The organism is Undibacterium sp. GW821-FHT11H02 (assembly GCF_058808015.1).
Genome location: NZ_JBXARG010000002.1, coordinates 106,092 through 119,110, shown reverse-complemented (window position 1 = coordinate 119,110; position 13,019 = coordinate 106,092). Strand labels below are relative to the sequence as shown.

Annotated in this window: 11 protein-coding genes; 1 reads left to right on the top strand and 10 read right to left on the bottom strand. The window is 47.5% G+C overall.

All coding sequences use genetic code 11. The features are described 5' to 3' along the window. Window positions 1-6: 6 nt before the first annotated feature. Entirely contained in the window at window positions 7-1,287 is a 1,281-nt protein-coding gene (locus AC1RR2_RS02805) for an Hsp70 family protein (protein ID WP_493220789.1), read from the bottom strand. A gap of 357 nt (window positions 1,288-1,644) precedes the next feature. On the opposite strand from AC1RR2_RS02805, the gene gshA reads away from it, so the two are divergent. Then, window positions 1,645-3,231, top strand: coding sequence for a glutamate--cysteine ligase (gene gshA / locus AC1RR2_RS02800; RefSeq protein ID WP_493220994.1), 1,587 nt, complete (start codon window positions 1,645-1,647; stop codon window positions 3,229-3,231). A 26-nt stretch (window positions 3,232-3,257) separates the two neighbouring features. Here gshA and AC1RR2_RS02795 read toward each other — a convergent pair whose 3' ends face one another. From AC1RR2_RS02795 to bioD, 9 genes are all read right to left on the bottom strand, one after another. After that, window positions 3,258-3,791 (bottom strand): hypothetical protein, encoded by a 534-nt coding sequence (locus AC1RR2_RS02795; RefSeq protein ID WP_493220788.1) that lies wholly within the window; start codon window positions 3,789-3,791, stop codon window positions 3,258-3,260. A gap of 626 nt (window positions 3,792-4,417) precedes the next feature. Then, window positions 4,418-5,209: a TIGR00266 family protein gene (locus AC1RR2_RS02790; protein WP_493220787.1), complete on the bottom strand. Its 792-nt coding sequence runs from the start codon at window positions 5,207-5,209 to the stop codon at window positions 4,418-4,420. A 144-nt stretch (window positions 5,210-5,353) separates the two neighbouring features. Further along, complete coding sequence (locus AC1RR2_RS02785; protein WP_493220786.1) at window positions 5,354-6,418, bottom strand: acyltransferase family protein; 1,065 nt, start codon at window positions 6,416-6,418, stop codon at window positions 5,354-5,356. A gap of 8 nt (window positions 6,419-6,426) precedes the next feature. Continuing rightward, the gene (locus AC1RR2_RS02780) at window positions 6,427-7,359 is read right to left on the bottom strand and encodes a hydroxymethylglutaryl-CoA lyase (RefSeq protein WP_493220785.1); all 933 of its coding nucleotides are present in this window, start codon (window positions 7,357-7,359) and stop codon (window positions 6,427-6,429) included. 3 nt (window positions 7,360-7,362) lie between these two features. Next, the gene (locus AC1RR2_RS02775; RefSeq protein WP_493220784.1) at window positions 7,363-8,292 is read right to left on the bottom strand and encodes a 2-hydroxyacid dehydrogenase; all 930 of its coding nucleotides are present in this window, start codon (window positions 8,290-8,292) and stop codon (window positions 7,363-7,365) included. 36 nt (window positions 8,293-8,328) lie between these two features. Then, entirely contained in the window at window positions 8,329-8,751 is a 423-nt protein-coding gene (locus AC1RR2_RS02770) for an endonuclease domain-containing protein (RefSeq protein ID WP_493220783.1), read from the bottom strand. Window positions 8,752-8,945: 194 nt separating this feature from the next. Beyond that, window positions 8,946-10,940: an acetyl/propionyl/methylcrotonyl-CoA carboxylase subunit alpha gene (locus AC1RR2_RS02765; RefSeq protein WP_493220782.1), complete on the bottom strand. Its 1,995-nt coding sequence runs from the start codon at window positions 10,938-10,940 to the stop codon at window positions 8,946-8,948. 220 nt (window positions 10,941-11,160) lie between these two features. Further along, window positions 11,161-12,216, bottom strand: a complete 1,056-nt coding sequence (bioB, locus tag AC1RR2_RS02760; RefSeq protein WP_493220781.1) for a biotin synthase BioB — start codon at window positions 12,214-12,216, stop codon at window positions 11,161-11,163. 11 nt (window positions 12,217-12,227) lie between these two features. Continuing rightward, entirely contained in the window at window positions 12,228-12,914 is a 687-nt protein-coding gene (bioD, locus tag AC1RR2_RS02755; protein WP_493220780.1) for a dethiobiotin synthase, read from the bottom strand. Window positions 12,915-13,019 lie beyond the last annotated feature (105 nt).

Here is a 13,019-nt window from a genome sequence, read left to right as displayed (position 1 = left end):
CATGTCTTAAGCATAACGACGTTGAGCATCCCACGCCAAACCAGCACCGATACTACCGAAGATATCGCCCTGCACTAGTTTTGCCTGTGGCAGTAAGCGATTCAAATCTTCGCGCAAACCACGTACACCACTAGCGCCGCCAGTAAAGAAGACTGTGTCAATTTGCTCATTTTTGACGTTCGCGCTGCTTATGGCTTCTGCGATAGTTTGATTGAGTTGGGTAAATAAGGGGGCAATCGCCAACTGTAAATGCGCTTGTGTCATAACCAGCAATTCCGTCTCTTGCGCTGGCCTGGACTTACTGCGCAAACGCTCCAGTTCGACCGAGATACTGACTTGATCACTCAATAAAATTTTTGCCTGCTCCGCTTTGAGCGCCAGCCAATGACCATCCCTTTGCTCAATCAAATTCAGCAAGCATTCACAACGATAACGTAAAGTCGCATCATTAATATCTCGACAAATATCGTGTATCTCGCGCACCACTTTTTGTGAATACACCAGATTAATTGTGTGCCAGGTTGCCAAGTTAAAGTAATTTGCCGACGGCATTTCTATGCCACTACTGAGTCGCCCTCCCATCCCGAGACGAGGCATGAGCTGCTGCAAACTTAGGTACTTATCAAAATCAGTACCGCCGATATGTACCCCAGTATTACTTAGAATATCCTCATGCCGTTCAATTTTTTTACGACGTTCAGGTGAAAGTCGAATCACCGAAAAATCCGCGGTACCACCGCCAATATCCACCACCAAGACCAGTTCTTCTGCATCAATCCGCGACTCGTAATCTAAGGCTGCTGCAATCGGTTCAAACTGAAAAGCAATTTCTTTAAATCCGACCGCTTGCGCTATCTCGCGTAAAGTCTGCTCCGCCAATTGATCGGCGCTTTGACTATCGTCAATAAAATGCACGGGCCGACCGAAAACTGCCTGCTCAAACGGCTTCTGTGCAGCCAATTCTGCACGTCGTTTTAACTCGGCAATATACTGCGTCAATAACTGCTTATACGGCAAACGACGCCCCAGCACTTCCGTTTGACCTTCTATCAGACTGGTTCCTAACAGGCTTTTCATAGAGCGCATCAGGCGACCTTCATAGCCATCTAGATACGCGCTCAAAGCGGCGCGGCCATAATTGACTTCGTCTAAATCCGCGTTAAAAAAAATGACCGAAGGCAAAGTTGCTTTGCCCTCCTCGAGATTTAGCAACTGAACCCGTTTACCATCGGCCAATCCCACAGTCGAATTCGAGGTTCCAAAATCAACACCACATACAGCCTTCATCACTAGCCTATTCAAAAATTCCATCCAGGCGAGATCTTAAACTACTTGACCTTAGCCTGTGAGCTTTAAATGCCTGGATACCATCAAAGGCCATTTACATTTCAACCACATAAGCTGCTTCACTTCAAATCTTTGCGCCCTATCGAAAAGCAAAAACGTAATTGGCCGATTGTCTTTCACACGCTTGAAATAATTGACTGTTATCTAGGATCCTAGCAATGCTCGAGCCCAGGCAAAAAAAATGTCACATCAATATGCGTTTTGCAAATTTCGGCTATGCTATATGTCTTAGTTATTTCAGGCTATGAAATACAGCACTCATGAAGGATATTTCCCTTGAAAAGTTTACTCAGCGATATGCTCAAACAGCGTCTGCAACTACTCGATACTACGTCTAATTTACCTCTGCTCGCTCAAGGTTTACGTGGTATTGAACGAGAGACTTTGCGGGTCGATGCTCAAGGTAAATTGATGTTGACACCGCATCCAGTTGCGCTGGGATCAGCATTGACGCATCCCTTGATTACCACTGACTATTCAGAATCCCTGCTGGAATTTATCACACCGGCTGAACAGGACATTTCTATCGCACTTGATAAACTCGAACTGATACATAGATTTAGTTACGCGCGCTTTGGCGCACAAATGTTATGGAATAATTCCATGCCCTGCGAACTACCAGAAGAAAAGGATATTCCGATTGCCTGGTACGGCACATCGCATATAGGCATGATCAAGCATGTGTATCGACGCGGTTTAGCGCTACGCTACGGTAAAAGCATGCAGTGCATTGCGGGCATACATTACAATTATTCTTTATCCGAAGATCTGTGGAAGCTGCTGAAAAACGATGCTGCCGATACGCGCTCGGATCAAGACTATCAATCGGAAAGCTATATCGCTTTAATCCGCAATTTTCATCGCTACAGTTGGCTGCTGATGTACTTATTTGGCGCCTCGCCAGCGCTCTCAAAAAACTTTTTACGGGGTCGTTCGCATGACTTAGCGTCCTTGTCCGATGACACCCTATATTTGCCTTATGCGACCAGCTTACGTATGAGTGATCTGGGTTATCAAAACAATGTGCAAGACGGATTAGTGCCACCGTATAACAGCTTGCTTGAATACATGCGTAGCCTGTCTCTGGCCGTAAGAAAGCCTCACCCAGCCTATGAATCCTTAGGTGTAAAAAAAGACGGCGAATGGATGCAAATCAATGCCAATGTACTGCAAATTGAAAACGAATTTTATGCAACGATACGTCCGAAACGCGTCATCAAAGTCGGAGAGCGTCCGGTTGAAGCTTTGTGTGCGCGTGGCGTGCAATACATAGAAGTGCGTTGCCTCGATGTCGATCCATTCGAAGCTTTAGGTATTAATTTACAAACATCTCGCTTCCTTGATGCCTTTTTATTGTTTTGTGCACTCGATGAAAGCGTGTTGACCAATGATACTGAGGGCGAAGAAAACCTCAGTAATTTTGCATTAACCGTCAAGCAAGGCAGAGCAGCAAACTTGATGCTGCAAAATCAGGGGGAAGCAATCAGCCTGAAAAATTGGGGCGAGCAACTCATCGCAAAAATTACGCCACTAGCGGCACTCCTAGATAAACAAGCTGGCAGTAATGAACATCAGCTTAGCCTGCAAGCGCAGTTAGATAAGTTGCGTGACCCTGATCTGACACCTTCAGCGCGTGTGCTAGCTGCGATTCGTCAGGAACAAGGTTCATTCAATCAATTTGCGTTAAAGCAAAGTCATTACTTTGCCGAACAATTCAAAGCGCAGCCGATGTCTGCTGAGGATATTGCGTATTTTGAAGAATTGGCGCGTAACTCTTTAACGCAACAGCTGCAAATGGAGCAAGCTCAGCACGGTAGCTTTGACGAATTCATTGAGGATTATCGCTCCCGCACTTCTAGCCAAATTTGTTGTGATAGCCTGTGATTACCTGAGACATAGCGAGCGAGGGACTATTTTACTTTTCTAACCACCTGACGATAGCGTAACAAGGTCTGATCATATTCTTGGTTGGTTCGTACTATCTCTTGCTCGTAAAAGTTAATGGCATTGCGACTATTACTGATGCTGGTACTCAGGTCGTTCGCTCTTTGTTGAATAGATTCTGCTTCTTTAGAGGTCTTTTTTGAATTCTTTAACTCGCCCTGCAGGCTAGAAATGATTTGACTCAATCCCAGGAGTTGCTCATTCGCAAGGCGTTTCTTCTCTAACAAAGCATCGACCGCTCTCTTGCGCGCGATCTGAATATCTTCTTCATCTTGATAATGTGCGAGCAAATAACGTTCTTCGCGTTTTCTCTCATCATCGGCTAATTGCTGAGCTTTTCTTTTTTGGGCCTCAAGTTCCAAGCGCTTTTTCTCTTCGGCGGAGACCGGCGGCGCAATTTCATTCTTAAAATGACCATTGTTTTTGTATACTTTTACCGTACGATTCGCACACTCTGGAATGGGCCGATCCGATGTAACTAATTTACCTTCTGCATTCACACAGCGAAAAATGTCCGCCCTCGCTTCATTCAGCGAGAAGACACAAAACAAGGCGAGTAAAGAATACGAAGTTTTTTCCACTAGAGAATAGTAAACGCCATTAAATAAAAATTAGCCATTTTTAAAAGTTAAAAAATAAAGCCTTTAAATTACTTCACAATTCTTAGTTCAAGTAGCTGAAATCGAAGAGAATCTAATGGCAGAATTTACACGAAATTAAGTCCATGTGAAACATAACTTTGTATCGGCAAAGCCCCTGTGTGGTTTTCTAATTACTTGAAATTATTTAGTAATTAAACAAAAGATAGCCACTTTGGCACTTCGTGTTTTTTCAAGTATTTCTTATCACCTTTGCACAAGCGTCGCGAACAATCCAAGCCTGAGTCGGGCAGCGCAGCGATGCCAGAACAATGCGAGCACCGCAAAACTAAAATTCGCTTAGGTAGCAGCCGGTATAAGCCTAAGGGAAGAAGAAATTTGAATGGATGAGAAGACCCCGACTAAGTCCAGAAGAATGATATTGCGGTCATTTCAATTGACAAAAAAAACCGGATTGCGCTAAGCAATCCGGCTGTAAAGAGTATGTTAAAGCACCTGGAACGGAGCCGACTTCCAGCATGCAAAACTTAATCGCGTTCGAACAGATTTCCCAATCCACCTAACACTGATCCCTCCTCACCACCGCGACTGCCCCCCATTTTAGAAGCACCAACGATGCGGTTTGCCATGCGTGCCAAAGGTAAGGATTGCAACCATACTTTGCCGGGACCACGCAGGGTAGTGAAGAAAATTCCTTCGCCGCCAAATAGCGCAGTTTTCACACCGCCGACAAATTGAATATCAAAATCCACATTGCTGGTAAATGCCACCACGCAGCCAGTATCGACGCGCAAAGTTTCTCCCGGCTGTAAATCTTTTGCGATCAAGGCGCCGCCAGCATGTACAAATGCCAAACCATCTCCTTCGAGTTTTTGCAGAATAAAGCCTTCGCCGCCAAAGAAGCCCGCACCTAAGCGTTTTTGAAATGCGATACCTAATGACACACCTTTCGCGGCACATAAGAAGGCATCTTTTTGACACAATAAAGTACCGCCTAATTGATCCAAATGCATAGGGATGATGCGTCCTGGATAAGGCGCGCCAAACGCGACTTTACGTTTTCCAGCACCTTGATTGGTGTACACCGTGGTGAACAAAGATTCCCCCGTCAACAAGCGTTTGCCGGCGCCCATCAATGAACCCAACAAACCACCTTGTGATGCGGAACCATCTCCGAAAATGGTTTCCATCTGTATCTGGTCTTCCATGTAAAACATAGAACCCGCTTCACCCACCACAGCCTCACGAGGATCGAGTTCGATCTCTACGAATTGCATGTCGTCGCCAAAAATTTGATAATCAATTACATCCATTGCCATGACAAATCCCTCTATGATTGATTGAAATAATTCTGCGGAAAATGAGAATAATTGCAGAAAGTGCTGTGCATTTTAACCAGAATTTCCTATCAAATTCGAAAATTCTTCCGGTAAAAATTTTTTGTGAATACCGCGCAGGAAAGCTCAGCGGAAACGTGAGCGCAAAGCCAGCACGGGCTGCTCTATGCAATGCCAAGAACCCAACGCACACATCAAGGTCAGCACACTGGTGCTGATGGCGAGGGTGGAAACCGTCCAACCAGAGTAGCTAACAAGCAAGGCTTGTTGTAGAGGAAAGGCGTACAAATAGACGCCATAGGAATAGTCGCCGAAGCGATTAAAAGCGCGAATTTTTCCAGCAGGCACATAAGCCAGATAGAACAGCACATAAGGTAAAGCAAGGTAATACACGATCAAAAACGCATGACCACTCAAACTCAGCGCGATCAAGCCAGCCGCAACTATGCAGGCGATAAATTTCCCCGACATAGGCACACGATGACGTAGCCAATAAAAAATACTGGCGATAAAAAAGAACCAGACAAATCGTAGCAACTGAATATGCTCTAACAAATAGAAGCGATCCGACACAAACCAAGCACACAAAAACACCATGAGTGCGAGGGTTAAAGCCACTGTATGCGAGCGAAATTTCGACACGTAAAAATATGCAGAACAGGTGAGCAGCAACAAGACATACATACTCAACTCATAGATCATGCTCCACAAGGAACCGTTGACGATGCCTTTCAGATGGTTTTGTTCAAACAATCCTGGTAAGTAAAATTCCACACCGCCCATCAAGACCGCATTTTTCAGAAAGTAATGCCAAGTTTGAGCCTCATGCAGATAGCTCACAAAATCGAGTCGACTCAAACCTGCGCCCAAAATGAAACCGCTGAACACCAACATCACCCACAAAGCAGGGAAAATTCGAAAAGCGCGCGCCCGCAAATAATCGAATGCGTTTTGGCTACGCATCAAACTCGCACAGACTAAAAATCCGCTAGTCACGAAGAAGACGTCGACCGCCATTGCACCCAGATTCTTGCCCACACTCGCGGCAAAAGGTTCGGGCTGAGCAAGCATGGCAAAGCTGTGACTGAATAAGACGGCGAACGCTGCCAGCAAGCGCAATAAATTGAAATTATTGTCTTTGCCGACCGCGAGTTCGCCCAGCGTAGGAGAGGAGGAAAATAACTTCAGCACGTCAACAATTAAGCAGCACGCTTCGCCGCAATCGCATTACCGGCGCGACTGACAGCTTTGCGGCCCAGATGTTGCGAGATGAATTGACCCGCATCGACCACGGCGTTCAAATCAATGCCAGTCTCTACGCCCAAGCCCTGCATCATAAACAGCACATCTTCGGTAGCAACATTGCCCGTCGCACCTTTGGCATACGGGCAACCACCGAGACCGGCGACCGAAGAATGGAAAATACTGACACCGACTTCCATGCTGGCATAGATGTTCGCCAAGGCTTGACCATAGGTGTCATGGAAGTGACCAGAAATTTGCGCAATCGGAAATTCTTGCGCAACGCGTTGCATCACGGCCTGCACATGACGCGGTGTGCCAACGCCTATCGTATCGGCGATATCGATCTCATCGCATCCCAAATCGCGCATGAGCTTGACCACGTCGGCCACCTGCTCAGGCGTCACTTCACCTTGATAAGGACAACCGAACGAGCAACTGATGCTGCCGCGCAAACGCAGACCATGCTGTTTCGCCGCCGCTGCCACATCGCGGAAACGTTCTATCGATTCTGCAATCGAACAATTAATATTTTTTTGTGCAAAGGCTTCAGAGGCAGAACTAAAAATCACGACTTCATGCGCACCCGCTGCTAAGGCTGCTTCAAAGCCTTTCATATTCGGTGTCAAAGCAGAATAGATCACGCCCGCTTCGCGCGTAATGCCCGCCATCACTTCGGTCGAGGTTGCCATCTGCGGCACCCACTTCGGTGAGACAAACGAAGCCGCTTCAATGTTCACAAAGCCTGCCTTGGTCAAACGATTGACCAATTCAATTTTAACTTCGGCGGAGATGGTTTCTTTTTCGTTTTGCAGACCATCGCGTGGACCGACTTCGACGATTTTGACTTGTTTAGGTAAGCTCGGTTGCGTATTCAGTTGTGTGCTCATTTTTTAATATCCCTTACTTTGATCGACCACGCCGATCACGGATTCACCGCGCTGCAATGCGGCAATCTTATGCGCGATTTGTTTGGCGCTTTCATCGCGCACGGTTAGTGCCGAAATATGCGGCGTGATGTGGATGCGCCTTTCATTCCAAAATGGATGGGCTTGCGGTAATGGTTCTTCACGGAACACATCGAGCGTGGCACCAGCGATGTGTCCTTGCTGTATCAGCGCTAATAAATCTTCTTCTACTAAGTGCGCACCACGAGCGACATTCACGATATACGCGCCTTGCTTTAACTTCGCCAGCTTGGTTTTATCCATCAAATTTTCAGTATCTTTGGTCAGCGGCAAAATTAAGACCAGCACTTTAGTTTGACTTAAGAAAGTATCCAAGCCATCGTCACCGTGAAAGCACTGCACACCGGCTATCTGCTTTGCTGAGCGACTCCAGCCGAGCAGAGGAAAATCGAAACTACGCAAACCATCAATGATGCGATTTCCCAAAACCCCCAAGCCTAAAATGCCGATACTAAAATCGTCTTTTTGATGCTGCGGCAATGGTCGCCATTGCTTGTCTGCTTGTAGTGCATCGTATTCATCAAAACGACGGAAGTGACGCAGCACCGCGTGACTCACATACTCCGCCATCTGCACACCCATGCCGGCGTCATCGACACGAATCAAGGGTACGCCTTGTGGCAAGGCATCGCCTAATTGCAAAATCGCATCAACCCCCGCGCCGAGATTGAAGATGGCTTTGAGGTCGCTACGTCCACGTAACATAGCTACGGGTGGTTTCCACACCAACGCGTAGTCGGCTGGCGCGTTATCGCCTTCTTCCCAAATACGGATATTCGCGCCGGGCAGATAGCGGTGGAAAGCGTTTAACCAAACTTCAGGATTGGCACCTGCTGCGTAATAGATTATGTTCATTTTTTTATTCACTAATTTGGAGAAACAATTGCGCGGTTACTCGACTACCCTCACCCCTACCCCTCTCCCGCTTGCGGGAGAGGGATTATTCTCCATGAGGTTCAAGTATATCGATTCAAGGACTGCCTCTGTCTCCAGCAACATTTGATTATTCCAGAAACGCAAGGCCTTAATACCTTTCTGATTTAAGTAAGTATCTCGTTTTTGATCATAATCGATTTGCTCACTATGTTGACCGCCATCCAACTCAACCGCTAACTTTTTCTCTACGCAATAGAAGTCGAGAATATAACGACCTACTGGGTGCTGTCGGCGGAACTTCGCTCCAGCCACTCTTCTATTTCTAAGCAAATACCAAAGCAATTGCTCCGCATCTGGCATCTTTTTACGCATCTCTCGTGCATACGCTTTCAGATCTTCGGGGATCTGTTGCGGATGGTGGGGAAAAAGTTCTTCCATTATCGCCTTTGCTTTTCAGTCCCCTTCTCCCGCAAGCGGGAGAAGGGTTAGGGATGAGGGTGGTTGATCGACAAAATCGCTTGATGTTCTAAGGTTTCATCAAATATTTCAATGTTATTTCTTACGTTTAACTAAACTGAACCACCCTCACCCCCTGCCCCTCTCCCGCTAGCGGGAGAAGGGTTCTACAATCATCACTGCTTGAAATTCAACAAAGGAGCACCTTCAGTCACTTGATCACCAACCGCATATAAAACTTCGTCGACTACACCATCATGCGGCGCAGAGATTGTGTGCTCCATTTTCATCGCTTCCATGATCAGTAAGGCTTCGCCCTTTTTGACTTCTTGGCCATTGTTAACTAACACGGCAACAATCTTACCTGGCATCGGTGCGGTTAATCGACCACCCTCTGCTTCGGCTTCGCCGGCATGCGCTAACACGTCGTTGTAATGCAAATCAGTATGCACACCTTGACTGAAAACGTGGAAGTGTTCGCCGTCGCGCACTACGGTGCCAGTGACGGTTTGATCGGCTATCGCTAATACAAAGTCATTCGCCTTTTGCTGCACCAAGCGCACTGATTGACTCATGCCATTGGCTGCAATACGCCAAGCGTCGTTGGTGTAAGTGACCTGCAGAGCATGCGTTTGATGTTCCTCCACAAATTGCAAACCGCGTTGCATTTGCGTATTCATGCGCCAGCCTTGATTGCCTTGCCAAGGATCGTTGCCATGTTGTTTCTCGCTCGTGATCAAAGCAACGGCTGCAAAAGATAATGCATTCAAACTGGCGGGAGCTGGCGTTGGGAATAAGGCTTCTTGATTACGTTCAATCAAACCTGTATCTAAATCTGCAGACGAGAAAGCCTGACTAGTAATCAAACGCGACAAGAAGGCGATATTCGAATTCAAACCGACGATTTGGTACTGCGACAAAGCTTGTGCCATGCGAGCCAAGGCTTCGGTTCTGTCTTTGCCCCACACGATCATCTTGGCGATCATGGGGTCGTAGAAAGGCGAAATCGTATCGCCTTCGCGCACACCACTATCGATACGGAAAGCAGCTGGGTTCGTGGTACCGCCAAGTTCAAAATTCACGGCATCCGGCGTACGTGCATGGCGCAAAGTGCCGATCGAAGGCAAGAAACCTTTTTCCGGATTTTCTGCATACACTCGCGCTTCGATTGCGTGTCCGTGAATTTGCAATTCGGATTGCTGCAAAGGTAGTTGTTCGCCAGCGGCGACACGGAGTTGCCATTCGACCAAATCGGTACCAGTGATCATTTCTGTCACTGGATGTTCGACCTGCAAACGCGTATTCATTTCCATGAAATAAAAAGAACCATCTTGATTGGCGATGAACTCGACTGTGCCAGCGCCAACATAGCCAACTGCTTTTGCTGCAGCGACTGCCGCGTCGCCCATCGCTGCGCGACGCTCTGCTGTCATGCCCGGCGCAGGTGCTTCTTCTAATACTTTTTGATGACGACGTTGCACTGAGCAATCACGTTCAAACAGGTAGACGCAATTACCATGCGTATCGGCAAATACTTGAATCTCGATATGACGAGGGCGTTGCAAATACTTTTCAGCAAGGACCTTATCGTCACCAAAAGAATTGATCGCTTCGCGTTTGCACGAAGCCAAACCATCTTTAAAATCTTTGCTGTGTTCAATCACACGCATGCCTTTACCACCGCCACCAGCGCTGGCTTTTAACAATACGGGATAACCGATGCGATCAGCCTCGTTTTGCAAGAAATCAGGATCTTGATTATCGCCATGGTAGCCGGGCACTAAAGGCACATTGGCTTTTTCCATCAAGGATTTAGCTGCAGACTTACTTCCCATCGCTTCGATCGCAGATGCTGGTGGGCCAATAAATGCAATACCGGCTTTCGCGCAAGCATTTGCAAATTCACTGTTCTCAGACAAGAAGCCATAACCAGGATGAATCGCTTGTGCACCAGTGGCCAACGCCACTTCGATAATTTTATCGGCACGCAGATAACTTTCTTTGGCAGGCGCAGGGCCAATCAAGACCGCTTCATCACACACCGCCACATGCTTGGCATTGGCATCGGCTTCGGAATAGACCGCGACCGTTTTGATACCCATGCGACGCGCTGTCGCGGCAACACGGCAAGCAATTTCGCCACGATTGGCGATGAGGATTTTGCTAAACATGATTTTAATCTTTCGGAAATTTTTAAAAACCAAAACCTCTCAACACAGAGGCACAGAGACACGGAGAAAGACAAGAGAAAGACAAGAGAAAGACAAGAGAAAGACAAGAGAAAAACTAGAATTCTTAAGTTCAGTTCAATACGTCGATATGAACATCAAGCATTTCTCCGTTTTTCCTCTGTGCCTCCGTGCCTCTGTGTTGAGAGGTTTAAACATATAATTAACTACAACTACCGGCCTTCTTCTCCACCACACCACGCGTTTTCAAACCCAGTTTTTCCAACAAGACTTTGTCATCTTCTGCTTCTGGGTTATCCGTCGTCAACAATTTATCACCGTAGAAAATCGAATTCGCACCCGCCAAGAAACACATGGCCTGCACCGCTTCGCCCATTTGACGCCGGCCTGCAGATAAGCGCACGCGTGCTTTTGGCATCGTGATGCGTGCTACCGCGATCGTGCGTACGAATTCCAAAGGATCGAGTGGATCGAGACCGTGCAGCGGTGTGCCCTCGACTTGTACCAAATGATTGACTGGTACTGATTCTGGGTAGGGATTCAGGTTTGCCAATTGCGCGATCAAGCCAGCACGTTGACGACGCGTTTCACCCATGCCGACGATGCCGCCGCAGCACACTTTGAGGCCCGCGGTACGCACGTGGCCCAGCGTATCGAGACGATCTTGATAGTCGCGTGTGGAAATCACATTATCGTAGAACTCGGGTGCGGTATCGAGATTGTGGTTGTAGTAGTCAAGGCCAGCATCTTTCAAACGCTGCGCTTGCTCTTCTTTGAGCATGCCCAAGGTCGCGCAAGTTTCTAAGCCCATGGCTTTGACTTCACGCACCATAGTTTCGACTTTTTCCATGTCGCGATCTTTCGGCGAGCGCCATGCTGCGCCCATGCAGAAGCGAGTCGCGCCACTTTCGCGGGCTGCTTTGGCTGCGTTCAAGACTTCGCGCACGTCCATCAACTTCTTCGCTTCAACACCGGTATCGTAACGCGCTGCTTGTGGGCAATAGCCGCAATCTTCTTCGCAACCACCGGTTTTAATCGACAGCAAAGTCGCCAGTTCCACATCACCATTTGGAAAATTCTCACGGTGCAGCACCTGTGCTTTGAACAGCAAATCATTGAAAGGTAAATCAAACAATGCCATCACATCGTCAACCGGCCAGGTTTCCGCTTCGATGGCTTTCACTGGTGCGTGAAACTGTATGCCTTGCACTGACTCTTTAGCTTTTGCGTTATCGACCGTTTGTTCCAGGTGTTCCATGTTCATTTCCTTCACTTCAATAAATTCAAATCTAAATACTGGCTCGCTTGCACTTCGTCGCCTGCGCCTAAACGCGGCATCACACCCAGACAAGGTGCATCTAAACGCTGTTTGAGTGCCTGCACATTCTCTTCAAAAAACTTCATCTCTGGATCAAGCGTATTCGCGACCCAGCCTGCCAGACGCAATCCACTCGCAGCGATAGCCTGAGCCGTCAGTAGTGCATGATTAATGCAACCGAGACGCATACCAACCACTAAAATCACTGGCAGAGACAATGCCTGCGCCAAATCTACCGTGCTCGTCTCATCGTCTAAGGGCACACAATATCCACCGACGCCTTCGACTAATACTACCTCTGCCAATTGTTGTGCTTGTTGGTAACAATTATGAATGTGCTGCACATCCATCGTCACGTTTTCCATCGAAGCAACGATATGCGGTGCTGCTGGTGTTCGCATTAAGTACGGTACAACGATTTCCTGTGGCACTTTGACGCTGGATGCCGCGACTAAACTATCTACATCTTCATTATGCAAAACACCATCGATTTCATCAGCACCCGAGGCTATCGGCTTCATCCCTAGCGTCGAACATCCCTGCTGCGCGAAAGCGCGTAGCAAGGCGGACGTGGTGAACGTCTTACCGATTTCTGTGTCGGTGCCTGTGATGAAATAATCGTTTGTTCTGTTTTGCATTTTCTAACTTCGTTCCTTCAAAAATAATCCTTACATCGCCAATCTTGTAGGGCGGATGCACGCCGTGCTTTATCTTCGCTCCCTTCTCCCGCAAGCGGGAGAAGG